Here is a 25,373-nt window from a genome sequence, read left to right as displayed (position 1 = left end):
CTTTTCGATGATTTAGCTAAACAGTTTTTGAAATCCCCGGACAACCTGTTCAGGACGCGAGTCGGCAAGCCGGCCCGCTGCAAATAACGAACAGGTACGCGAGGCATTCAGATGGTAGCGATCGTCACGGGCAATGGGTTGGGCTTGCAGTCGTCTTCGGCATTGGGATTGGGCGCGCGAGGGCAGGTTGGCAGTGCGACGTTCGGGCAGACGGGGGAGCAGATTTATGTGAATGCGGCGAATGGGAATCTGGTTATTCAGGATCGTGATCAGTTGTTGCTTGGCCAAGGCGGGAACGCTTCGGTCAACCGTGCCTACAACAGCCTCGGGCAGTTCGCCGGAGACAACTGGCGCCCAGGCGGATCGCGCAAGGTGGATGACCTCACTGGCACGTTGAACTCGGCTGGCAGCAAGGTGACACTCACCGACTGGGACGGTTCGACAACGGTGTACCAGTACGACGCGTCACGAAATGTGTACGTGTCGACTGGACCGATTGGGGTCAGCGTTGCGCAAGGCGATTTCAAGCCTGGCTATTCAGACGTGACCAGCGCGGGCGCTCATGCAACGCTTTCCTTCGACGCGGCAACTCATAGCTGGCAGTGGAGCGACGGCAGCAAGCAGTTAAACGAAACCTACGACGCAAACCACGGTGGCAGACTCGTGGCGAGCCGCGACAGGGACGGTAATACGGTTACCTACGCCTACAACGCCGCGGGGCAGCTCGCGCAGGTGAGCACCGCTGGAGGCGACGTCACCTACCTCGACTACAACGCGGCAGGTCAACTGACTGAACTTCGGTCGGTCTATCGGGGGATGGGTAACAACCTCGTCACGTCGACGGCGATCCGCTACGCGTACGACACGCAAGGACGTCTTTCGCAGGTGATCACCGACCTGAGCCCTGAAGACAACAGCATCGGCGACGGTCGTGTTTTTACGACGACCTACACCTACGACGGAACGAGCAGTCGGATCGCCTCGGTCACACAGTCGGATGGATCACAGATGGCGTTCACCTATCTGCAGGTGAACGGCGAATACCGGGTGGCGACGATTGCCGAAAAGGCCGACAACGGGGTCGTCCGCCTTACTTCGCTGAGCTACGACACCGCGAAGAACCAGACGACGGTTACCGATCCGCTTGGGTACAGGCAGGTTTGGACATACGACAGTGCCGGACGGTTGACCAACATCAAGTCGACCTCGACGGTGGACGGTCAGTCGGAAAACCGGAGCTTTGGCTACGATGCAAACGGCAACCTGTCGTTGCTGAACGATGGGAGGGGAAAGACGATCTCCTTCGTCTATGACGCTGCCGGCAACCTGATCAAGCAATCGGAAAAAGCAGCCGACATCACACGGGCATATGGGGCGAACAATGAACTGCTCACTGAAACGAACAGAGAGCAGATGCCGTCGACGGAATATGGTTTTCAGTCTCAGTATTCGACGACGCGCTACGTCTATGACGTCGCAGGACATCTTCGATACGTGGTGAGTGCGGAGGGCCGCGTCACGGAGTTCCGCTACAACGCAACGGGCCAACGGGTCAGCGAAATTCACTACACGGCGGCGGCTTTCGACATCAGCGCGATGAGTCAGACCGGCGGCGCGCTGTCGGAGACGGTGATGAATGCATGGGCATCCGGCCCTGCGAATCCTGGCCAGGCAATCCGTATCGACTCGACCTATGATTACCGCGGCAATGTCGCGACGGTCACTCGCTATGAAAGCCTGCTGGCAGACGGCAGCGGCGACGCGGCGGCCGCCATCGCGCAGACACGGTACGTCTACGATGCCGCAGGCCGTCTGCTGCAGCGTTTTGCCGGCAAGCCGGGCAACGAGCAGGTCGAGGCGTTCACCTATGACGGGCTCGGGCGCCTGCTGTCCACCGTTCAGTTCGACGGCGCCATTACGCTCTACCAGTATGACGATGCGCATCACACGGTTTCCGTCCTTTTCAGTAACGGGTTGACGCGCACGTCCACGTATAACGCTGCCGGGGAATTGACCGCCGTGGTGGAGTCGGTGCAGGGCCGGGTGCAGTCGCAGATCCGGAACTACTACGACCCGAACGGCCGTTTGCGCATGTCGACCGATGCAAACGGACTGAATACTCACTACCTGTACAACGGGCGCGGTCAGTGCGTCGCGCAGATTGGGCCCGATGGAACATTGACCGAGTACGTCTATGACTCGTTAGCCGTCAAGCCGCAGCGCACGGTGACGTATGCGACCCGGCTCACGATTGCACAACTCGCATCGTTGACGAAGGCAGATGGCACACCCGCGATCACGCTGACATCCGGGGTGGTGCTCACGCTCGAATCGTCGAAGCTGCGACCGGCTGCGTCGGTCAACGACCGCTCGGTATGGGCCTTCTACCTGAACAATTTTATCGACCACACGGTGGACGCAGACGGAAACGTCACGCAGATCGAGTACGACGGTAGCGGGCGCCCCGTTGTGAAAACCGTGTTTGCAAATCGGGTCGACACCAGTACGTCGCCTGCGCAACAGCTGCCCGTTGCGGATCCGGCGAATGATCGCGTCACGCGCTATTTCTACGATCAGGAAGAGTTGCTGCGCGGCGAGCTCGACCCTGAAGGCTATTTGACCGAATACCGGTATAACGGCGCTGGGGAGCGTGTCGAGACGATCCGTTATGCCACGCCGACAGACGTCTTGTTGCGCAAGCAGGGCACGTTTGGGCAACTAATTCCCATTGGCAACGCGGCGGACATGCATGTCAGCTACGTCTACGACTCGCGAGGCCTGTTGCGTGCGGAGGTCGATGCCGAAGGCTACGTCACGAGTTACCAGTACGACGCGTTGGGTAACGTGGTGGAGCGCATCCAGGGACGACGCGTCGACCGGTCACTGCTGGATGCGCCACAGCAGCTACCTCTCAGTTTCCGCGCGGCAGCGACAGCGGCGGCGACTGTCGAAATCTGGGTGGACGGCGTGCTGGCCGGCAAGGTCACGGTTGCCGCGTCAACGGGTATGGACTATACGGTGAGCGTATCGAGCATCATCCCGCTCGCCAACCACACCATCGAGTTTCGGTTTCCAACCTCGCGACCGGTTTCGATAACGGACGTCACGCTCGGTGACGAGGTCAGAATGCGTATTCCAGTTACGCCTGGCAAGGTCGGGACGACGCAGTTCGGCGTGCGCTACACGTTTGACATGGCGACAGCGCTTGCGGCTGCCATGGTGCCCGGCGAACTGCAGCGCACGACTTACGCCTACGACCCAATGGGCCGCCTGATCGGGCGCACAATCTGGACCATCGACGGTGTGACGGAAACGGACTACACCTACGACCAGCAAGGCAATGTAACGCGCGAATCGACCGGCGATAGAGCCTCGACATACCGCTACGACGCCCAGGGACGCCTCATTGCGCAGCTAGGCGGCGAAGGCAGCGCCGCCCTCGTTGCGCTAGGCGCGAGCGCGACCCAAGGCCAGGTCGATAGCCTCTGGAAAACGTTCGGTGTGAGCTATGCATACGACGCAGCGGGCCACCGCACGTCGATGACCGACGCGAACGGCAATGCAACGTTCTATTACTACGATGCGTCGGGACAGCTTACGCATATCGTCAACCCGATGGGCGAAGTCGTCGAGTACCAGTACGACGCTTTTGGCGACGTCACGCAGACGTTGGCCTACGCGACGCGTGTGGCCGCTGGCACACTGGCCAGTCTGACGGGCGGGTTGCTGTCCGATTCGCTGCGCAGCGCGTTTGCGGCGCTTGGCAACGACGGTGATGTCACGCGTACTACGTTCAGCTATAGCGCAGCAGGTCGCCTCGTGCAGCGCACGGATGCGCTGGGTTTGAACACGCGATACACCTACAACACTTTCGGCGAGCAGATTTCGAGCGTCCAGGACATTGCTCCGACCGTTCAGGTGCTGGACGCGACCGACTATGACCGGCTCGGTCACGCGATCCGCCAGACGACCGACGCAGGTGGCCTGAACCTGATCACCCAGGCCGTTTACGACGCCTTTGGACGCGTCGTCGAATCGGTCGATGCCAATGGTGTACTGCGCAGGCAGACGTACGATCGCAACGGCAACGTGATTGTCGTCACCGACGGCGCCGGCACCCAGTCGCGCATGTCGTACGATGCGTTCGGCAACGTCCTGACCCGCACCGACGCGAACGGCAACACGACGACATGGTCATACGCGGCATTCAACCGGACGGTCACCGTGACGACCGCCGAGGGCATCAAGACCACGTCGTCCTACAACGAGTCTGGTCAGGTCGTGACGCTAACGGACGGACGTGACAACACGACGCACTACTCGTACGACCGCCACGGCAATCTGCTGGGCACGGTCGACGCAACGGGCGCGACGACCGCGCTGGGCTATGACCACGCGGGCCACCTGATCGATACGGTCGACGCGCGCGGTGTGCACACCACCTATTCCTACGACGCGGCGGGGCGCGTGCTCACGCGCTCGCTCGATCCGTCGGGTCTGAATCTGACCACCCGCTACGAATACGATGCTAAGGGGCAGGCGACCCGCGTGACGGACCCCTCGGGGGTGATCACCGAAACTCGCTACGACGCGGGAGGCCATGCGATTGCAGTGACTACCGATGCGGGCGGCCTGAACCTGCTGACTACCTTCACGTACGACGGTCTCGGCAATGTCGTCACCGTGACGGAAGGTGCGGGCAGCAGCAACCCGCGCGTCACGCTAAACGTGTACGACAGCGCAGGACGTCTGACTGGCACGATCGTCGACCCGGCAGGACTCGGGCTTACGACGAATTACGTCTATGACAGCAACGGCAATGTCGTAGCGGTGACCGATGCAGCGGGCGGCGTCACGCGTTACGTTTATGACGCAGAGGGCAGGCAGACGTGGGTGGTTGGGCCAACCGGGGCGCTCGTCAACAACGCCTACGACGCAGGAGGCCGCGTGGTATCGCGAACGGCGTTTGCGCTTGCGCTTGCCTCGGGCGAGTTGCCCCCCATCGTGTCCGATGCATACATCGCGGAGCGGCTGATGCTTCAGCCGTCGCATGACCAGACCACGCAATACGTGTATGACGCGGATGGCCGCATCCGTTATGTTGTCAACGCGCTGAATTACATTACCGAGAACGTCTACGACGCCAATGGCAATGTAATCCGTACGGTCGCTTACGCGAGCCCGGTCATGCTCCAGGGCAAGATCGCTATCGACGCAGTGACGCAGGCGCTGGCCGGGCAGGCGACACAGTCTGAGGACCGCGCGACGCGTAGGGTCTATGACGCGGCCAACCGGCTGACAGCCACGATCGATGCGATCGGTTACGTCACGTATAACCGCTTCGACGCAGGCGGCAATCTTGTCGAACGTACTCAGTACCAGACCGCCTATCCGGGTATGGACAATCCCGACGCGTCGGCGCTCCAGCTTTGGCTCACGTCGCCGGCGGTGGCGCAGCCGGCGAGCGACCGCACTACCACGTGGATTTACGACGCAGGCGCCCGGCCGGCGTATGTGATCGACGCCGAAGGCTATATCACGGAGAACCGCTACGACGGAGCGGGTCAACTGCTGGTCGCCATCCGTTATGCAGACCCCTACGAAGCGGCACGCGGGGCCAGCCAGGCGCAGGCCGCGGCGCTATTGCCGCAGACGATTCCCGCTACCGCAGCCGCGACTCGCTATGACTACGATGGCGCCGGACGGTTGACCGGCTCGGCTGACGCCACGGGCGTCGCTACGCGCTACGAGCTGGACTCAATGGGACGCGCGGTGAATACCATCGTAGCCGATGGTCAGCCCGAACAAAGTGTCACGCATGCGGTGTTCGACGCAGCCGGGCGGATGGTCGAGCAGACCCGCGCGTATGGTTCGCCGGTCGCGGCGACAAGCCGCTATACGTACGACGGCACGGGGCGCGTGATCGCGGAGATAGACCCTCGCGGCGTGGAGCTTGCGGAGCAGGACACCAGTTGGGCGCTTGCGGAGCGCAAGTCGCGCGGTTATGTCGATGCGAATGGCGAAGCGCTCGAGGCTGCGGCGCTCAGCCCGGATCAGAAGGCTAGCCTGCTGGCGCTGTATCGCACGTCGTACGCGTATAACGAACGCGGCGACCTGTTGCGGACCACGGATGCACTCGGTTACGCGCTAACCAGCACGTACGATGCGTTCGGCAACCGCGTGGCCGCCAGCGACCAGAATGGCAACGTTACCCGGTTCGCCTACGATGCACTGAACCGCGCCACACAGGTGATTTCGCCGACGGGCAGCTACGTCGTCACCGATTACGACGCGTTTGGCGACACCATCCGGGTGACGCAGGATGCGAGCGCCGTCACGCGGATGGAGTACGACCGGCTTGGCCGGCTGGTCAAGGCGACCGACGCGATGGGCTATAGCGAACTGTACGCGTACGACGGGTTCGGAAATCGTACCGGCTATACGAACAAGGTTGGAGGTCGGTTCGCCTACACGTATGACCGGCGTGGCCTGATGCTGTCTGAGACGCTGCCGGTTACCACGCGCGGCGGGCCCGTCGTCAACGCCTTCGAATATGACGCGCGCGGCAACCGCATCACGACGATTGAAGCACGGGGTCTCACCGAACAGCGCATTACCCGATTTGCGTATGACCTGCTTGACCGGCAGATCACGATGACCGGCGTGTCCGTCTACCAGGCAGGTTTTCCCGCGAGCACGACCGAGACCCAGCGTTATGACGCGCGAGGCAATCTCACATCGCTGACGGACGCAAACGGACATACCACCGCGTGGTACTACGACGCGGCGAACCGGAAGACCGCGCAAGTTGATCCGACGGGCACGCTCACCCAGTGGACGTACGACGCGGCGGGCAATGTGACCGTCACGCGGGTTTATGCGGACCCGGTAGGGGCGGCAGCCGGTCTGCAGGCTCCGGTTCCGGTCGACGCGGATCGTGTGCGCGAGACGCGCTATGTCTACGATGCGGACAATCGCCTGACGGCGTCGCGCGTGTTGAACGTGGCGACTGGCTACTTCAATCCGGACGCTGGCGCAGACCAGCGGGGCGAATATTCGATCACGTCCGGCAGCGATCTGGTGAGTACCTGGGAGTACGACGGCTGCGGCCGGGTGACGGTCGCCACGGATCAGTCGGGCAATCGCACGATGTATTTCTACGACGCCGGCGGGAACAGAACGCTTGAAATCGACGCGATCGGATTTGGCGATGACGTGCAGGGATACGGCATCGCCTATACCGTCGATGCGCGGGGCAACGTCACGCAGGAGATTCGCTTCGCGTTGCGTTATCCGGATCCGTTCAGCGTCCGCTCGTCAGCGTCGCTGATGGTCGATGCGTGGCCGCGCAGTCAAGATGACCGTATCACGACCTATACCTATGACGAGAACGGCCGACTGCTTGGCGAATCGCGGATGAATGTGCAGTTCGCCACGGTCGATGCGAACGGCAAGCTCGTGCAGTCGAGCGGGAACGCGACCACAACCTACGCGTACGACGGCGAAGGCCACCTAGTGCGCAAGATCGACGCCAATGGCAGCCAGTACGACTTCACCTACGATGCGCTTGGCCATCTGACGGCCGAGATGCTGCCGCAGTTCGCCGACTACCTTGGCCGGCAGGTGCGCGTCACCACGCTGTTCGAACACGACGGTCTGAACAACGTTATCAAGGAGACGCGCAAGGGCGAGTCGGACCAGGTGACGTCATATCTCTACGATGCGGGTGGGCGTCTACATTCGAAGATCAACGCGCTGGGCGTGGCGACGAATTTTCGCTACGACGCGACGGGCAATGTCACACAGGTCTTCTATCTGCGCAGCGACGCGGACGGACACCGATGGCTCGACTCCACCACCATCGCTTACGACGCACAGAATCGGGAAGTTTCTCGCATCACCCGAACGAGCGACGCGGCGACGGGCGCGCAGGTGTCGGCCGGCGCGCTGATCGAGCAGCGATATAACGCGTTTGGCGAATTGACGGGTAGACGCACGGGCGGGAGCGTCGCGAACAGCGAATGGCAGGAGTACGCCGATTACAACAATGCCGGCTGGGTGGTGCGCACGAACTTCAATGATGGCGTCTCGCACCTGTTCCTGTACGACCGCAACGGCAACGCGACGTTGAAGATCGAGTCGATGGAAACGGACTTGCGATATCAGGTGATCGCAACGGGCCAGGACCTCGAAGCGCTGCTGCAGAAAATCGACATGATGCAGACCTATACGCGCTACGACGCGCGTAACCAGGTCATTCAGATACGTCAGCCCAAAACCTCCGGCAGCGCGCCGCGCATCAGCTTCAGTCCGGTTGATATTCCGATCGACGGGGGGGTGTTCGCCAATACGCAACTGAGTATTGGCGGGTGGCTGCAGCCGAATGAGCGGCTGGTGTCGGGGCCGGTGCAGCAGTTGGCGGGAGGCGATGCAGGAATAGTTGGTGGAAAAGTCGAAGCCGGCGTGACCGTCAACTGGTCGTCCTCGTCGTCGGTAGAAATCGACAGTCTGTCGTTGTCCGTTCCGGGAATTCAGGCCGCTTACGGCGCGTATGACCTGTCAGCAGTCGTCACTTATCGGGCGTGGGGAAATCGATGGTCGGGTGGCCCGAATAATCAGAGCACCAGTGTGCCGTTCGATACGGGAACGGTCACGTTGCCCGCATTGATGACGATTGCTGAAGGGGACGCAACACTGAACGTGCCGTTACGCCTCGGATTTGCGACCTACAACTCGTACTATGCGTACGCAACGGGGCCGGTGAACTTCGAGTACACGGTTCAGTTGTATCTCACTCCGCGTGATCAGATTGCTGCCCCGCAGCCCATCGGCACGATATCGAAGTCGGCGAAACTTTACGATGTCAACGGCGAGAACATCTACCGGGCACCTTCGAATGTACTGAATTCGGCCGTCTCGCTGAACGTTCAGGGAAACAGCCTCACTGTCGCTCACGGCACGTTGCCAGCCGGCGCGCAGGGCATGCTTTACTATCGTCAGGCAGGATCATCGGGGGCCTTCCAGCAGATCGCCAACAGTCAGGGCAGCCAGCCTAATTCGTACAGCGCTGACGTCGGCAGTTTGCCCGATGGCGACTACGAGATGATTTTCATCGCCGCAAGCGATGGCGAGGACGGACGCGCTCCGAATACGCTGTTGCGCCGCGACAGTTATGTGGTTCATCTCGACCGCGTGGGCACGAGCGGCTCACGTGTCGAGCAGACAGCCCTGCCATACGATGAGGCAAGCACGCGTCCTGGCCTCAGCGTCGATTCGACCGGCACCTACATCTGGTCCGCTCCGCAGATTTTGAATGTCTATTCACCGGTCGATAGCGCAGGGAATCTGGTCGATCATTTCGTGGCGCGTGTGCGCGGCTCGGGTGGCACCGCCTGGGATCAGACGTTCCCTGTGTTCCGGGATCCGGGCACCGGTGCGTTGCGAGTCGACCTGTCCGGGCTCGGACCGGGCCGCTACGACGTCGAATTCGATCTGTACGACGCGGCCGGCACGCTGATGACCACGACCCGCAGCAAGGTGATATTCGCAGATGGCGAGCCTCCTTCGTTTGGCTTCGCTTACGTCAGCGATTTCACGTCGACGGTGGTGTTTCACACGCAGCCGGCCGATACCGATCACCTTGTGGTGTCCTGGGTGCAGGATGGTGAAACGAAGTACGCAACTGTGGGTCGATCGGGCGACAACGAATTCAGCTGGGATACGCTTGCCGGCGGTCTGATTCCCGATCTGCGGTTCGCCTATACCTACGACATCAAATTCACAGCCTACGATGCATTTGGCAGGCCGCTGTCGATGGGGCAGGGCGAGATCACGGTGCAGATCGGTGGGGCCGACGATACGGTGCAGGCGACACTCACCGGCAGCTCATTGCCCTGTATCTTCGAGTTCACCCCGATGGGCAACGACGGCCAGCCAGTGGCGAACGTCGATAGCCTGACGCTCTACTACCGCGAGTCTGTCCTTGAGGATGGCGACTATGAGCGTCCGTTTACCGAGGTGACGATCTGGCGCGATCCGGCGGGGCGCTTCCTGTTCGATGCTACCGCTCTGCCGACCAATACCGAATACGAGTACCGGTATATCGCCAAGGATGCGGCAGCGAATGTACTGATGGAGCGCGAAAGCTATTTCCTGACCGGCACGCGCAATAATCCGGTGACCAACGTGGATATTGTCGGCGTGATCGAACAGACCACGAAGGACATGACGATCGATCGGCTCGAGCATTACAACGCCTTTGGCGAGGTCAGTGCCGAGCGGACCGGTACGGGTTACTGGACCTACCTGTCGTACAACACGATGGGGATGCTCACGCTCAAGCGCGAACCGACCGTCAGCGTGACGCTCACGAATGGCGCGCAGATCGATATCGCACCAGAGACCTCGTTTTACTACGACCTCACGGGCAATCTGCTGGGCCTGAAGGACGCAAACGGCAATCTCTCGACCCAGCAGTGGAGCTATGGACTGGCGCAGCCAGCGGTGGCGAAGTCCTGGGACGCGATGGGCTACAGCAAGATCTCCCAGTACGACTCGGTGGGCAACCTGCGCGTGTCGACAGATGAACTGAACCGACGTACCGACTATACGTATGACAAGGGAAACCGGTTAATCCAGATCGCACGGCCGGTGCTTGCGAACGGCCAGCGTAGTATCGACCGCTACGAGTACGACAGCGCGGGCAACCGCATTGGGCACACCGACGCACTCGGGGGACGCGAGCGCACGTATTACGACAGCGATGGCCGGATCGTGCGGACCGTCAGTGCGGCGGGCCGCGAAGTCCGGTACGACTATCGGTGGGCGACGACGATCAGCTCGCTGGGGACCGTCGCGAGCGGTGGATGGATCAAAACCACGACCGATGCCAACGGCATGACCATGGTCGACCAGACGGACCTCTTCGGTCGCCTGATGATGCATGCCGATCTCGGTGGCCACGTGTTCCAATACACCTACAACTGGGCTGGACTGCTCACGCACCAGGGCGGGACCAGCGGGCAGGACGTCGACTACACGTACTACTCGCACGGCATGGTGCGTTCGATTGTCGATAACGCGTCAAAAACCCAGTCGCTTTACGAATACGACGGCGATGGCAATCGGACAGCAGAGTTTTTCCAGAGCTTCGGCGACGTCTACAAGTTCGCGCAGGCAACAGTGGAATACGATGCGCTCGGTCGTGTTACCTCGATCAACGACGACACCTACAAAGTCTTTTACGAGTACGACGCGGTGGGTAATCGTCGGCGAATGTTCGCCGAATACACCGACATGGTGGGTTACCACACGACGAACCAGGAGTATTGGTACGAATACGATGCGCTGAACCGGTTCACTGTGTCCATGGGGTCATTGTCCGGCGTACGGGCCGTTGATGCGAACGATGCGAGTGTATCGATCGTGATGGGTGCAGCGGGCGGCGAAGGCGTTCAACTGGGCTACAACGCGGCGGGCGAGCGGATGATCGCGACCTATGTGGCGGACGGACGCACGGAGCGCTATGCCTATGACGCGAATGGCTACCTCACCACGCAGACGATCAATGGAGTGGTGGCGCAGGAGCGCACCAACGATTTGCTGGGACGGGTCACGGAGTTCGTCGAGCGTGATGTGAAAAGCGGTCAGAAGGTGACGGACACAACGCGCACGTGGGACGCGGACAGCCAGCAAACCTCTGGACGCGACAATCTCGAGCAGGCCACGACCACCTATACCCGGATGGCCGACGGCACGCTTAAGGCGGTTGATCTGACGCCAGACGACCCGAATAACACGCGCACGACGTACACCTATGAATACGAATGGTGGGATGGCGCGAAGCAGTCGAAGGTGACTGGTCAGGGATCAAACCCCACTGCGCCGGGTTGGAAGCCCGCCAGTTCTTACTTCAACTATGACGTCAACGGCAATCTAAAAAGCACCTACGACGACGGTGGCGGCGATCCCGGCAACGCGCGTGCTTTCATGTACTGGACCGACCTGCGTGGACAGGTGCAGCGTCGGGATGAGCTGACTGGCGTGACGGTCGATGCGAACGGCACGATTAACGGCGCGACAGGAGACCGCAAGCATAACTACTACTACCTGAACGGCAACCGGGTCGGCAATCAGGGTAACGACGGGATCGACAACGTCGATTACGTGCAGGAGCTGGCGGGCAAGCTCGGCAAGGGCAGCGACAACCAGTTCAAGGTGTTTTCGCCGGTGAGCACCGCTGACTTCGACGAAAACTACATGGCGATCAACGGCGCGTATCCGGGTGTGAGCCCAGGGCAGTGGACGGTGCGGGATGGCGATACGTTGCAGTCGGTCGCGTCAGCGTTGTGGGGCGATTCGACGTTGTGGTACATCCTCGCCGATGCGAATGGGCTGAAGAGCGACGATGTACTGAAGGCCGGGCAGATGCTGACGGTGCCCAACAAGGTCACGAACGTGCACAACACGGCGACGACGTTCAAGCCGTATGACCCGGGCAAGGCGATTGGGGATACGCAACCGACGTTGCCAGATCCGCCGCCTCCGCCGGGGATGGGTGAGGGGTGTGGGGCGATGCTCCCGATCATTGCCATTGTGGTGGCTGTGGTGGCCACCATCGTGACGGCGGGCGCCGCCGCGATGGCGCTCGGAGCGGTTGCGAGCAGCGCTGGTGTGTTTGGCGCGGGCACGGCCGTTCTGACTGGCGGGCTGGCAGGAGCCGGAATCACGACGGGCATGGGGCTGGCTGCAGCGGGTGCGGCGGCGCTTGGTGGTGCTGTCGGTGCGATCGCCTCGCAAGGCGTTATGATCGCAAGTGGCGCCCAGAGCGGATTCGACTGGAAGGGAGTCGCTTTAGGCGCAGTTGCCGCCGGGGTGGGATCGGGTGTTGGCCAGGCGCTCCGTGGTGTGGGACTGGCGGCACAACTGAGCCAGTCCGGACAGATCGGGCAGGTGGGCCTTGGTGCGACATTAGGCGCGGGCACGTCAGGCGCGAGCCAAGGTATTGGTGCGCTGACAGGGCTGCAGCACAGTTTCGACTGGAAAGGCATGGCAGCCGGTGCGATAGCTGGCGGTGTGGGGACTGCGGTAGGGCAGACAGCGCTGGGTCAAATCCCGGTGCTAGGAAACGTCGCGGCGAGGGTGGCGGCTGGCTCTGCAGGTACGTTGGTGCGGGGCGGGAGTTTGGGGCGCAATGTTGGGGCGATCACGGCGGATGCGATTGCTTCCACGATCGGTAATATGGTGGTGAGCCAGGTGCAGGCGCAAAGCGTTGGGAAAACTGGCACCCCCTCGACAAACGGCAACGGCAGCATGAGTGCGCTGTATGGCGTCGGTGGCAACTACGACGACCTCGTTCGACAGAGCTATAACGTCAACGCCGGCGAACAGTTCGCGGGGATAGCGAACTGGGATCTGGCGTTGTCAGCCACTGCGGTTGCGGGCGGCGCTGCCGGTTACGCTGGCGGGACCATCAGTCCGTATGGCGGCACTGCATTCAACGTCGAGCAGGCGCGTATGCAACGCATAGCGGACATGCAACTCGATGCAGTCAACCCGGCGATCGTGCATGCGGCACCAGCACTGGGGGAACTCAACGTTCTGGTGACAGGTGTCGGGTCCCGCTATGATCCTGACGGCTATCCGTTACCCAATGCTGGATCTGCCGCGAGCATGGCAAAGGCCGCTGGTTCGTGGCTGGATACGCCGATAGGCGCGCTTGAAAACCTGTCACAGACGGTGCTCAAGGGTAACGCGATCATGGCCGAAGGGCTGGACGCGGTTGGCCTGCACGGGCTGGCTTCGGCGCAGATGGGGCTCGGGCAGATCATCTCGTCGTCGGTGCCGACGCGACCGTGGGAGGTGGCGCTGTCGGCGGCGCCGCTGGCGGGCGAAGTTGGGCCGGCAATGCGGGCTGGTGCGGCGATGTTCGGGCCGAAGCTGGGCGGGTGGGCGGAAAGCTATGCGGCTAAGAGCGGTATCCTGTTGTATGTGTCCGATAACGTAAGCGTGGGGCCAGTCGGCGAGATCGGGGCGAGCACTGGGAGCCGCCAAGGTGGATTTATCTTCCGTGGCGATGGACGTGCCCCAGATGTCATCTTCGAAACGGGATTGCAACCTAAAGGTCCAAATCAGGATCTCTACAGGTATGCAGCCGAAAACGTCGATAGTGTGTTTGTGAGCACGTCGAAATCGCCAAACATTGCGCGCGAGTTTGCCAGCTATCAAGGTGACGGCTACGTGTACACAATTCGGGGACAATCAGCGGGCGTGGATGTTAATGCCGTTCTTGGAAACCGGAGTCCATTCCCGCACGAGATGGAGGTTGCGGTGCCAGGAGGAGTGAGACCAACCGACATCATGGGGGGGCGATTAGTTGGGCCGGATGGAACGTTTATCGGCCCGTTCATCAAGAACCCGGGATATACAAGGTAGGCAGCATGTCTGAAATTCTTGTCTATGTCGCGGCGAGTGATGGAAGCCGCCAGCCGTGTCGACTCATCTATATAGCCAGGGGGCAGGAAGTAGCTCTGACTGCAAGTATTCCCTTTGCTGGCGAGCAGCAGTTTATCGGGCAAAATTTATTTGATGCTCTAAACAAGCTGCGCCTTCGATTAGAAGATGCTGGATATCTGCTGCTTTGCAACGCAGCCCGCAGAGATACGTATCCATCACGTGCGGTGAGGCAGATGGGCGGTGGATTCAAGGTATATGTATTGCATTCGGGGCAGCAGGCGAAACTGTCAGATCTGGTTGACGCGCTAGCTCCCGCAGAGGCTGGTGATGTTGTTAGCGTTGCAGAGCAAAGAGCGACGTATGAGCAATGGTTAAGGAGTTTGGGGTGATGAACGAGAAGAGTGCAGTGGGCGAAATTACTGCTGAGGTTATTGATGCCGCCCGGCAGCATCCGAATGGCTGGGTTTACAAGATTGAAGGTACCTTCGGGCCAGAGGACTATGTACCTCCGGAGAGTATTGTTGGCGCGTGGAAGGTCAATGAGCATGGCCAACTTACCGGCGAGTTCGTGAAAAATCCGAAGTATCAACCTGGCATGTCCAAGACCGAGAGTTGAATAAAGCGACAAACCCGGCGAGAGCCGGGTTTGTCGTATATGGAACTGGCTCAGTCGAGGCGAGGGCTGCCGCGCTCTCTGATCTGCTTCTGCGTCATAGGCCTGCCGGCGATCGTATAGTTGCGGTCGAGAGAGAGGGTGATCTTGCCGACCCTGTGATCGACGCTGAGCATGACCTGCTGGCCGGGGCGAAAGCCGATGCGTTCGAGCAGCGCATCGGTGATGAGCATCCAAGGAAAGGCGAGGCGTTGGGCCTGTTGCTGCGAGCTGGCTGTGGCGGGTTCGAGCACAAGTGCAGCGGAAATGTTCGTCGGCGGTTCAGCGCGTGCGCGACGTGGTTTAAGATTGGCAATATGGTGGTGGATCGGGTTGCGTCTACCGGTACGACGCAGTCTTACACGCAACAGGCGATTGAGAATCTGAGCGCGCAGATCGTGCCGGGTGGGTTGGGTGGCGTCACTCGCGGGTTGCCCGAGGCTCCGTACAGTAGCAGTACGATGCTGCTTGGCACATACGGTGGATTGGTCGATAGCAGTCGAGCGTCGTATGGCGGTGCCACGGCATTGTTCGGACCGTCATCGGGACTGGCGGCCTCGCAAATTGACCCTAGCCCGGCAGCCTTGGCCGACACGGGCGGCAGCGCCGAGAACTTGTTATATGCATGGGATCGGGGAAAGCAGTACGGCGCAGACGGCTGGAACGCGACAAAGCAGTTCGCGCACGACATGGTGGGCGCCACCAGCATGGATGCCGCGCGCGCGAACGGGGACGCAGGCAATTTCGGCGAAGCTGTAGTCAAGGGCACCCAGTCGTTTCTGGAAGCCGGTGTGACCGTTTTCACGTTGGGAACTGCTGCATCGATCAAAACGGGGATCACTGCGCTCGTCAATGGTGGACGCGCGGCGCTCGCGAGCGATTTGGTGGGTGGCGGTGCGCCAATTTTCAGTTCCGGTGGCTTGCTGGGTTCGCGCATGTGGGCGTCGTCGGTTGGAACCGGAGCGATTGGTGCAGTCATCAATGGAGGCTCGCAGTTTCTCCAAAACGGCACGATTAATCCGGTTGACGTTGCCGTAAGCTTCGGAACCGGCGCGGCCGGTTCGCTATACGGCAGCTTTGGATGGAACGTCGCAGTTAATGCTGCTGGTGGAGCGGCCAATACAGCAATCAATAACGTCCTATACGGGAAGAACGACAGCATTGTGGCCGCCGGATTTACGAGTGGTGCATTGTCTAGCCTCGGTTACGGCATTGGAAAATTTAGTGAGTCATGGATGAGCAGTACTCTCAAGCCGACTATCAATACCGCGAATTGGGCCGCTACTGGAATCTGGTCCAGCAGCGGATGGAACCTTTTTAGACCTAACTCTACAGCAGTAATTGGCGGAACAATTGCGGGTGGCTTGGGCCAAGAAGTGCTCGGCCCTGTAATTCCTTCATTCCCGTACGGGAGCGGCAAGAAATGATTAGATGGGTTGTTGCATTCTTGGGGGTATGGGGGATCTGTCTCGTTGGCATATACGTGGCATGGCTCGTTGGCTTGGGTATTAATTGCGCGTTTGCATCAGGTTGCCTTAGCCAATTGACTTTCCGCAGCCTATTCGCAGCCGTTAACATCAAAGGAGTAGTGGCAAGAGGTACGCTGTTGGCTATCGCATTTATTGGGATCGCTTGGTTTAGGAGGCGGGCGCAGTAGGGGTGAAGTCTTGGGCGGAATATTGGCGCGATCACGGCGGATGCGATTGCGAGCACCATTGGCAATATGGTGGTGGACCGCGTTGCAAACACATCGACCAGCACGTTGCATGGGCCGAATGGCAACGTTGATGCCCTGGTGGCCGGCGCGACCACCTATCAGCCGACATCATCGAACGTGTTCTCGATGCCGGCTGACAGCCCGGCGAGTAACAGCGCACTTTTCGGAATCACAGGCGGTTCGCTCGAAGTGCTTGATGGGCTGACGGGGGCGGCCGCACAGGGTGCGCTTGCATTCAGCGCAGCCACCGCGCCGTACAGTGCTGCGGCGACGCTCTATGGTCCGAACGTTGGTTTCTCTGCTGCCGGGATATTAGGCACAGGCGAAGGGTTCAGTTATACGCAGGGCAGCTTAGGTGCAAGTGGCACTGCCGGTTCGATTGGTTTGGCGGGCGATGATGCAGACGCGTTGAAGTACGCGTGGGATGCACAAAAGCGGCTAACCACGGATGTGCGAGGTGGCTTTGATCAGCAGGGCAGCAGTACTGCCGGACATGCCCAATATAATCTGGGGCGCTCGTGGCTTGCCGATGTTCCAAAACTTCCCGTTAATCTGGCGCTGAACGCATTCGAAGGTGGTGTTAGCCTGCTCAGCGGGGCGTTGCCTGGTACGCCGGACTATGTGCCGTTCCTTGAGGGTGCCAAAATTCCGTACAACTCGGAGGCGTCGAGTTATGCGGAGTTTGGAGTCGGGTTACTGCTCGGCGGACGGGGTGTAGGTGCAGCGAGAGAACCCAGTACCATCACTGTCTTCCGTGTTGAGGGCGAGGGCAATCGCCGGTTGTTTATCGATGAAGCTACAGGAAGCGTCTCCATTCCACCGGTATTCGCGAACAAGGGACGTGGTGATGAGCGTAACCTGTATCTGAATTTCGGTGACGAGGCGCGTGCTCAGAGTTTCCTGGGGCAAAGATTGCAACAATTCCCTGATAACACAATCAAGACTTTTACAGTCCCGAAGTCATTCGTTGATCAATTGCGCACTTCTGCAGTTGAAGAGAGCAGGCGATCAATCAACCCCGGGAAACCAGTGGTTGCCGATCCGACAAAGGCACGTGACCAGTTCGGGCTTAGTCAGCAGCAGATTGAGCAATTGCGGAGAGTTATCATTCCCGGATCTGGTAAACAATATGGTCAATGAACGACATGGTAAATCATCTTTACGAATTCCGAATGAAGCTCTTGCGTGGCGAGGGTTGTGACATGCCAGAAGGAATCGATGGGGCACATGTCGCGTGTTATGCAAGTGCATCGACATATGAAGCGGCCGTTAAAAAAGGGGTGATTGCTGCCTCTCATATGCACTACGTATTCGACAATATCGAGGGAGACGTGCGTGAAATTCCCGTGGCCTCATGGGGTGCCTATGTTGAGAAGGTCTGGCCGGAGTTTGCGAGTCACTTTCCATTTCAGGATGAGTTGCCGTCTCTTGTTGAGCAGGGAGTAGTGTTCTTCGGGCCATTTGCGGGCTTTAAGAAGTAGCCCGCTACAGATGAACAGAGTGATATTTAGCTGCTAGAAAACCCGAAGGGCCGCGCGAGCGGCCCTTCGTTCGTCTGGCTGTGATCGGGTTGGTCGTATGAGGAGCGGGTCAATCCGTGATGAACGAGTTGCGCTGTCTGATCTGCTGTGGAGTCATTTGCCTGCCCGCGATGGTGTAGTTGCGATCGGGGGCAATGATGATGTGGCCGAACCTGTGGTCGACGCTGAACATGACACGCTGGCCGGGCCGGAAGCCTGCGCGTTCGAGCAGCGAATCGGCGATCTGCCTCCAGGGAAAGGCGAGGCGTCGGTGCTGTTCCTGTGGGCAGTCTGTGGCAGGTGCCTGTTCAAGTTCAACGGAAATGCGCGTGGCGTGTTCGTCGCGTGCGCGCCGTGGTTTAAGATTGGCGTCAGCCATCTCAACTCCTTGTGTGAGTTGGTAGTGGTCAGCGGGTCGTATGGGTTGCCGCCCATGCGTCCCGCGCTTTTACTGCTTTAGTTCTCCTTCTACCGGCTTGCGCCGGAGCCGCGTCGTGTAGCGGTCTTCTTGACTGCTGTTGCGGGTCTTGCTGAATCCCAACGCCTCGTCTGGTACTTGATGATGAGGCTTTCCACGACTTCCCTGATGACGGCGCGCTCGTCGTCCGAAAGCTGTTGCGCAGCTTCGAACTGCAGGGCAAGGTCATCAGAAGGCAAACGTTCCCCCTCCTCGAAAAGTAGCCAATCTGTAGAGATGGCAAAGGTTCTGGCTATCTTGCGCAGGGCTTCGGCAGAAGGTTCGGAGGAACCGGCTTCGTAGCGTTTGATCTGCTGGACGTGGATCCCTGTTGCATCGGCCAGACCTTGCTGTGTCAGGCCCTTGTCCTTGCGCAGGGAGATCAGGCGAGCGGAGAAGCTCATCGTAGCGAACTCGATATGAAGTGACGCCATGATGGTAAGCCTCAGATTCATTGCACCCTGAGTCTTCGTCAAGTTGCTTCACTGCCGCCCCGCACGCGGTGCAGGTTTCTCCCGATTCCGCAGATACGTCAGGACCTCGCGCGGCAGATGCTCGGGCAGCAGTTTGCGACTGACCTGCTAGGGTACGGTGCGCGGGGTCCTGGGAACCTCGATGGGCGTGGCGCCGTCATTGGCTTCTAGATCTTCCAGGCGGAGATCAAGCTGTTCGATCTGGGCGGTCCAGCTTCTCGGAGCTTCGGCCGAATGCCATGCGGCGCAGCTTCGCGATCAGCATCTTCAGGTGCTCGATCTCGACCTTGGCTGTGGCCACGACGGCTGCATGCGATTCGACCGCGTCTTCCAGATGATCGATGAGGGCATCGCGCTCGCGCAGCGTCGCCTCGAGTGCTTCGATGTCGTCAGGATAAGCGCTCGTCAAGGTCATTCCTGCAGTTTACGCGGACACCGGGAGGTTTACAACGCAGAACGGGGCTCGGTTGTGCGAACGGGTTGTCGCCAGTCGATCCCCTCCAGCAGCATCGATAGTTGTGCCGGGCTCAGGCACACGATGCCACCATCGGAGCGCGGCCAGACGAAGCGCCCGCGCTCCAGACGTTTCATCAACAGGCACATGCCGTCACCGCTCCACCACACCACCTTGACCAGATCGCCGCGTCGTCCCCGGAACACAACCACATGGCCGCTGAGCGGAGCACGTTCCAGTACGGTCTGCACCTTCGCGGCCAGGCTGTTGAAACCTGAACGCATGTCGGTCACGCCAGCCGCCCGCCAGACGCGCGTGTGGCTGGGCAGACCGACCATGCTGCTGCTCCCGGCATACCGCGCAGCATGCGCAGCACCAGCATCAGCGCACTTTCGTCAGGTGCGCCTTCAATACGCACCCGGGAGTTGCCAACACTGATTTCGATGGCGCCTAACGATGCAGTGACCGGCGCCGGAATCGATGCGCGTGGCGCGACCTCGGTCAGCGCTGCGCCGACCTTTACGGGAAGCAGATCAACGGGATCGTATTCACCTGCGTGCAGTGCCCGGCGCCATTTGAACTCCAAGTTCGTGTTCAGCCGGTGTTCCCTCGCTAGGCGTGCGACCGAAACTCCGGGCTCGCTCGCCAACCTGGCGATCTCGCGCCGGAATTCGAGCGGATGATTCGGTATGCGTTTGCGGCCAGTTCTCTTCGGTGCTTCTGTTGTCAAAGTAGTCCCCACTACTCGATGTGGGTGGGGGCTACGCTGGCAAATTATCATCAGACCGTCGAGACGGTACGCTGGACTCGCTTACGAGGCAAACGATAGCCTTCGTGACGTCCTTATCCGTGTAAATCGTGACTGGAGTGCGCAGTATGAAGACGCCTGTCAAACTGGCTTGATATGTGTTGCTCGCCAAGAGGCAAACCTCATCTGTGCACGAGCTGGTGTCGAAGACCGAAAACGATTCAACGCTGAATATCGACGCAGTTGCCGGCAAGATTTATTACGTCTGGCAGGAGGTCAAGATGGGCATGTGGGCGGCCCGCAGCAAGCTCCAGCCGGTCGACGACGATGTCGGGCGGAATGGCGTGAAGGAATCCAGGCTGGCTGTCATGACTGGCGCGCAAGGCCGAGCGGCCGAGTGACGTTGGCCCGCTGATCGTCAAGGGTTCTGATCAACTCCACTCGCCTTGCGTGACTCATCTCGCTGCTCGTCGCTTGACGTCAGCGTTGAGCGCAATGGTGAGGCCATAACAGCAGACCCCCTCGCTTTCACGGTTGGCCATATGGTGGTGAACAAAGTATGACGGCGAGAAGTTCTCTCCCCGTCCTACAAACGCTACCGCCGCAGAACCGTATCCAGAGTCACTGAAACGGATTCCCCACTACCCCCGGCTTCGCATCCGGCTCGTCTTTCACTTTCGCAGGCAAATTGTTCTGAGCCTGCAAGCTCGCAACAATCGCATCCACCGCTTCCTTCAATGCGAGCGCCGCCTTCAATCCACGCTGATCCTGCGTCAACTCCAGCGTGCCGTTCAGCACGACACGTGTCGTTCCATTGGTCAACGTGAGCGCATCGCCCTGAATGTTGAGTACGTCGTCATCGTTCGAATAGGGTTTAAACACCTTTCAGTCCTCCCGGTCGCTGATCTTTGAGGTTTTCCGGAATGCCCGGAAAGCGGATGCCCGATGCTGCTTCGAGTTCGTGAATCGTCCTGATGTCGTAACGGTTGGTCGATACATTGTCCACCACCACCGCGAACGCCAGTTGCCGCGAAGGCACGTAGACGACCTTGAATAACTGCGTCGGCACGAACACGCGCGTCGGTCCAATGGTCTGCAGTTGCTGGCCGTTAAAGATCGGGCCCGTGACCACGTACGTATCGTCGTATGACATCGCAATCTTGCGAACCGACGACTCGATACGCGCCCACAGTCGCTGATTGTTCTCGCGGTTTTGCGGCACGATATTGGCCAGTGAGAACGATTGTGCCATCGCCTCCTCATTCCAGCGATTACCCGCCGGACTCATATGCCCGCGATCGAAACCGCTACGCTTGTAGTCCGCGAGCGTTGCGCCTTCGCCTTCGGGCAAACGCGCGTCTTCGAAAAACTTGTTGGTGCGCACCATGTCTTTCGCCGCTTCGATATGGTCGCGCGTCAGATGTTCGGCGGACCACAACGGACCATGGGTAATGCCCGAATGCAGAACGGCGAAATCGCTATAGCAAAGCATGCGCGTTTTCGGCGCCATCTTCTGATTGGTCAGAGTGGGCCATTGCGCATTCGGTGTGAACTGGGTGCAGGAGGGCGCCGCGCTGGCGTGAGCCGCAGCGGCAAAGAGCAGACAGGCAAGCCACTTCTTCATGTGTCGATCAGTCGGGGAATAGGGCGCAAGAGTATAGCGTTGCGGACCCAGATCGAGTGACCGGAAAATGCAAGGCCAGAAACAGAAGAGAGAAGCGGATGACGTCGCGCGATGGAAGCGGACCGGATGTGCGAACCGGAATCACGCGGACAAAAAAATGGGCCGCTTTGCAGCGACCCTAATGCGTGGAGTTCTGACTCTACGGACGCAAACTTAAGATTGACTTAAATCCTGGCGCGAGAAGAGTCGATGTGTGAGTTAGCGCACGAATGCACGAATGCACGAATGCACGCATCACAAAGGTAGGGTGCAGCCGGGCGATCATTACCTGATTCAACGCAGGCATTTTCGACCGATAAAACCCGGCGTAGAAGAGAGCGCAATAACCTAATTACCGAACACGCTATTTTCAGCGCGGACCGTTTGGCGATCTACCGCTTGCAACCGCCAGAATCCACTCGCCGGCGCGCGCGTGGGTAGCGCGGTCCATGCGGCGGCGCCTTGCGCGGCGCTCACGCGCTGTTTGCGGTCGACGTGCAGGCCTCGCAGCGTACAAAGCGGCGCATCCGTGCTGGGCGCACACAATGTCGTGACGCCATTGTCGTCGTGCAATTCGCCCCACGGGGGCAGATCGATCCCTTGATGCGCTTCTCTCGACCACCGGTGTTCGTCGGTGTCGAGCCATAAGACCGCATAGTCGTGGCTGACGGTGGGATCGGAACCGTTGATCAGGATGGTCAGTCGCATGTCAGTTCCGTACAGATTGCGAGATGATGCTTTATCAGTCTATTGCCGCGACGCCCGTTATTCAAGGCAAACGTCTGATGATCCGGTCCCGAAAAAACGAACTCTCGACGCGTGATGGGTTGCCTGCGGCGTTACGATAGCCGTCGTCGTGACGACATCTTCGGAGGCATGCAATGCAGCTTCGATTTTTGCAAATTGCGCTGGTGGCGGGCTCGCTTTGCGCAATGGCCTCCGTCGGTGTTGCAGCGGATAACGTCCCCTTCTCCGCGCCCGCGCCGATTGTCTACGTGGCCGATTTCGATCTCGATGTGTCGAACGTCACCCCGGATAGCGGTCCGGGACAGCGGCTGCGTCGTTTGCGTGGCTTGCTGCCTGACGGACCCACCCCCATGGGACAGGATAAGAACCCGCAGGATCATGGGAAACACATCGTGAACGAGATGGCCGACGCGCTGACGGAGGACCTGAAAAGCGGTGGCGTGGACGCGCGCCGCATCGCACCCGATCAACCGTTGCCCGCCGAAGGATGGCAGGTGCGCGGCGTGTTTCTGAGTGTCGATGAGGGGAATCGTCTGCGCCGCGCGATGGTCGGTCTCGGCGCGGGTCAGAACGACATTCAGGTGGCGGTATCGTGCGACAGGCTCGGTGGCGCGAATTTACCGCCGCTCTATCAGGCCGTCGAACAGGCGGCCAGCAGCGATAAGCCGGGTGCGGTCATCAAACTGAATCCGTATGTGATCGCGGCCAAATTCGTAATGGCCTCGGGCGATGAGAAAAAAACGATCAGGAAGACGGCGCAGCAAATCGCGGATGCGGTGATCGCGAGGCTGCATGCCACGGCAAAGTAGCGCGCTGCGTTAATGCACCTGAGTTGCGCCCGACTGGTGTTTTAGTTGCATCTGAGTCGCGCCTGACGCGTCGCAGCAGCGCACGCGTGTTTCAATCGCACTGACAACGTACGTGGAAGCCGCGTCAGCCAAACCACCGGGCTAAGGCAAGCGGCGCTTCACGCGCCAACTACTGTGCGTGGAATCGACCGCCAGCAGCAGCCAGTGCCGCGCATCCACAGGATGACGCCTTTGCGTCGCATAACCGTCGACGGTCAGTTCAAGCTCGTCAAACGCCCGCCGGTGGCAAGTGGCATGGGCACCGGAGCCGTCCGCGAATTCGACGATCGCAGCCGCCGCGCGGGCCGGTTCGGGCAAATGCTCGATGCGCACCGAGCAGCCCGGATAAAGGTGCGAGTCGGCAACCTGGATCTGGATGGATTCGGACATGAGCGTGCCCTCCGGACGCTGGGGCGAAGCGAGCGTTTAGCAACGCCGCTTCGCGCAATGAAAACCGGATCAAAGCATAGCACCGCATGAAACGGTGGCAGTGCAGCAAATCTGCAGAAAATCTGGATTAACCAACCCGTACGTACGGGATCTGCAAGCGCTGCTTACAGGGCGCCAGTTGATCAATATTCGCTGCATGCTTCGCGCTATCATGCTGATCTAACCATGACGAACAGTGGAAACAGCAGCCAAGATGGCCAAAGAAGAACAGACCGGAGCGGGACGCAAGCAGGCGAAATCACGAGGCGCCGAGCAGGACGCCGCCGCGTTGTCGCGGGCGCAGGGCGTCGACACCTCAGACACCCTCGATTCCGCCGATGAAGAAAGCACCAGCGGATCGACCTATCTGGTGCCGGGCCTTGAACGCGGCTTACGAATTCTCGCTGAGTTCAGCGCGCGCGAGCCAGTGCTCGGCGCGCCCGAGTTGTCCAAGCGGATCGGCATTCCGCGCACCACCACTTTCCGTTTGCTGCAAACACTCGAAGCACTTGGTTTTCTCGAGCGGGTGAATGGCGACCGCCATTTCCGGCTGAGCGTCGCCGTGCTGCGGCTTGGCTTCGAATATTTGAGTTCGCTCGAATTGACCGATGTGGGCACGCCGATTCTCGAACATCTGCGCGATGCAACCGGTCTTAGCACGCATTTGCTGATTCGCGATCAACGCGACGTGGTGTTCGTCGCAAAGGCGCAAACACACGAGCCGATGTTCAGTTCGGTGAAGGTGCATGTGGGCACGCGCTTGCCGGCTCACGCCACCGTGCACGGCCAGGTGTTGATGGGCGATCTGACATTCGACGAATTGCGTCAGTTGTATCCCGAGCCGCAACTCGAGCGCTTCACCGAACGTACGCCCGCTACCGTTGAAGAACTCGACGAGCGGATCCGCGAAAGTGCGGCGCTCGGCTATGCGTTGAGTGAAGCGTCGTTTGAACGGGGTATTTCGGTGGTCAGTGCGCCGGTGCGCGATCAGACCGGCAAGATCGTGGCCGCGCTGACCGTGACGATTCCGCGTTCGGATATCGGTGAGGCAGAGGAGCGCGATCCGCTCGTCGCCGCAGTGTGCCAGGCGGCCCTCGATTTGTCCGAGCGTCTGAGCTATCGACCCCGAGCGGATGATCCGACGGCGGCTCACGCTCGTCGCAAACCCGTGTCGGCGAACTGATCTGCGCAGACGGGCCAGGCTGGCATGC

Annotated in this window: 18 protein-coding genes and 1 pseudogene; 9 read left to right on the top strand and 10 right to left on the bottom strand. The window is 60.0% G+C overall.

Going from position 1 to position 25,373, the window contains the following annotated elements:
- Window positions 1-111: 111 nt before the first annotated feature.
- Genes LMG28727_RS23165 through LMG28727_RS23155 form a run of 3 tightly spaced genes read left to right on the top strand, consistent with a single transcriptional unit; the run spans window position 112 to window position 15,070 of the window.
- Complete coding sequence (locus LMG28727_RS23165) at window positions 112-14,433, top strand: scabin-related ADP-ribosyltransferase (protein WP_201644647.1); 14,322 nt, start codon at window positions 112-114, stop codon at window positions 14,431-14,433.
- 5 nt (window positions 14,434-14,438) lie between these two features.
- Window positions 14,439-14,843, top strand: coding sequence for a hypothetical protein (locus tag LMG28727_RS23160; RefSeq protein ID WP_201644646.1), 405 nt, complete (start codon window positions 14,439-14,441; stop codon window positions 14,841-14,843).
- Window positions 14,843-15,070, top strand: coding sequence for a hypothetical protein (locus LMG28727_RS23155; RefSeq protein ID WP_201644645.1), 228 nt, complete (start codon window positions 14,843-14,845; stop codon window positions 15,068-15,070). Before LMG28727_RS23160 ends, LMG28727_RS23155 begins: the two co-directional genes overlap by 1 nt.
- Window positions 15,071-15,120: 50 nt before the next feature.
- Here LMG28727_RS23155 and LMG28727_RS23150 read toward each other — a convergent pair whose 3' ends face one another.
- Window positions 15,121-15,300 (bottom strand): hypothetical protein, encoded by a 180-nt coding sequence (locus LMG28727_RS23150; RefSeq protein ID WP_201644644.1) that lies wholly within the window; start codon window positions 15,298-15,300, stop codon window positions 15,121-15,123.
- A gap of 18 nt (window positions 15,301-15,318) precedes the next feature.
- Here LMG28727_RS23150 and LMG28727_RS23145 point away from each other — a divergent pair, with 18 nt between their 5' ends.
- The 3 genes from LMG28727_RS23145 (at window position 15,319) to LMG28727_RS23135 (ending at window position 18,304) form a co-directional block, all read left to right on the top strand.
- The gene (locus tag LMG28727_RS23145) at window positions 15,319-16,533 is read left to right on the top strand and encodes a hypothetical protein (protein WP_201644643.1); all 1,215 of its coding nucleotides are present in this window, start codon (window positions 15,319-15,321) and stop codon (window positions 16,531-16,533) included.
- Between the two features lie 296 nt (window positions 16,534-16,829).
- On the top strand, window positions 16,830-17,963 hold the full coding sequence (locus LMG28727_RS23140) for a hypothetical protein (protein WP_201644642.1): 1,134 nt from the start codon (window positions 16,830-16,832) through the stop codon (window positions 17,961-17,963).
- A complete protein-coding gene (locus LMG28727_RS23135; RefSeq protein ID WP_201644641.1) occupies window positions 17,960-18,304 on the top strand; it encodes a hypothetical protein in 345 nt (114 codons plus the stop codon). Before LMG28727_RS23140 ends, LMG28727_RS23135 begins: the two co-directional genes overlap by 4 nt.
- Window positions 18,305-18,413: 109 nt before the next feature.
- Here the strand turns inward: LMG28727_RS23135 and LMG28727_RS23130 are convergent, their stop codons facing one another.
- From LMG28727_RS23130 to tnpA, 5 genes and pseudogenes are all read right to left on the bottom strand, one after another.
- Window positions 18,414-18,722 (bottom strand): hypothetical protein, encoded by a 309-nt coding sequence (locus tag LMG28727_RS23130; RefSeq protein ID WP_201644640.1) that lies wholly within the window; start codon window positions 18,720-18,722, stop codon window positions 18,414-18,416.
- Window positions 18,723-18,811: 89 nt separating this feature from the next.
- Window positions 18,812-19,234, bottom strand: coding sequence for a helix-turn-helix domain-containing protein (locus tag LMG28727_RS23125; protein ID WP_201644639.1), 423 nt, complete (start codon window positions 19,232-19,234; stop codon window positions 18,812-18,814).
- Window positions 19,235-19,467: 233 nt separating this feature from the next.
- Window positions 19,468-19,688: pseudogene (locus LMG28727_RS34930) on the bottom strand (transposase domain-containing protein); the annotation flags it as partial.
- Window positions 19,689-19,717: 29 nt separating this feature from the next.
- A complete protein-coding gene (tnpB, locus tag LMG28727_RS23115; protein ID WP_201644638.1) occupies window positions 19,718-20,065 on the bottom strand; it encodes an IS66 family insertion sequence element accessory protein TnpB in 348 nt (115 codons plus the stop codon).
- The gene (tnpA, locus tag LMG28727_RS34575) at window positions 20,017-20,469 is read right to left on the bottom strand and encodes an IS66-like element accessory protein TnpA (RefSeq protein WP_201644637.1); all 453 of its coding nucleotides are present in this window, start codon (window positions 20,467-20,469) and stop codon (window positions 20,017-20,019) included. Before tnpA ends, tnpB begins: the two co-directional genes overlap by 49 nt.
- 206 nt (window positions 20,470-20,675) lie before the next feature.
- Between tnpA and LMG28727_RS23105 the strand changes: the two genes are divergently transcribed.
- Complete coding sequence (locus LMG28727_RS23105) at window positions 20,676-20,876, top strand: hypothetical protein (RefSeq protein WP_236592270.1); 201 nt, start codon at window positions 20,676-20,678, stop codon at window positions 20,874-20,876.
- A gap of 220 nt (window positions 20,877-21,096) precedes the next feature.
- Here LMG28727_RS23105 and LMG28727_RS23100 read toward each other — a convergent pair whose 3' ends face one another.
- The 3 genes from LMG28727_RS23100 to LMG28727_RS23090 form a co-directional block, all read right to left on the bottom strand.
- Window positions 21,097-21,357, bottom strand: coding sequence for a hypothetical protein (locus LMG28727_RS23100; protein ID WP_201644636.1), 261 nt, complete (start codon window positions 21,355-21,357; stop codon window positions 21,097-21,099).
- Window positions 21,350-22,099, bottom strand: a complete 750-nt coding sequence (locus LMG28727_RS23095; protein WP_201644635.1) for a DNA/RNA non-specific endonuclease — start codon at window positions 22,097-22,099, stop codon at window positions 21,350-21,352. Before LMG28727_RS23095 ends, LMG28727_RS23100 begins: the two co-directional genes overlap by 8 nt.
- Before the next feature lie 387 nt (window positions 22,100-22,486).
- Entirely contained in the window at window positions 22,487-22,846 is a 360-nt protein-coding gene (locus tag LMG28727_RS23090) for a DUF3564 domain-containing protein (protein ID WP_074770858.1), read from the bottom strand.
- A gap of 173 nt (window positions 22,847-23,019) precedes the next feature.
- Between LMG28727_RS23090 and LMG28727_RS23085 the strand changes: the two genes are divergently transcribed.
- Complete coding sequence (locus LMG28727_RS23085; RefSeq protein ID WP_201644634.1) at window positions 23,020-23,694, top strand: DUF4410 domain-containing protein; 675 nt, start codon at window positions 23,020-23,022, stop codon at window positions 23,692-23,694.
- A gap of 141 nt (window positions 23,695-23,835) precedes the next feature.
- On the opposite strand, the gene LMG28727_RS23080 is transcribed toward LMG28727_RS23085, so the two are convergent.
- A complete protein-coding gene (locus LMG28727_RS23080) occupies window positions 23,836-24,123 on the bottom strand; it encodes a hypothetical protein (protein WP_201644633.1) in 288 nt (95 codons plus the stop codon).
- Between the two features lie 253 nt (window positions 24,124-24,376).
- Between LMG28727_RS23080 and LMG28727_RS23075 the strand changes: the two genes are divergently transcribed.
- Window positions 24,377-25,345, top strand: coding sequence for an IclR family transcriptional regulator (locus LMG28727_RS23075; RefSeq protein WP_201644632.1), 969 nt, complete (start codon window positions 24,377-24,379; stop codon window positions 25,343-25,345).
- Window positions 25,346-25,373 lie beyond the last annotated feature (28 nt).

This window comes from Paraburkholderia metrosideri, from assembly GCF_904848625.1.
GTDB lineage: Bacteria > Pseudomonadota > Gammaproteobacteria > Burkholderiales > Burkholderiaceae > Paraburkholderia > Paraburkholderia metrosideri.
This window is presented reverse-complemented; position numbering and strand designations above follow the sequence as displayed.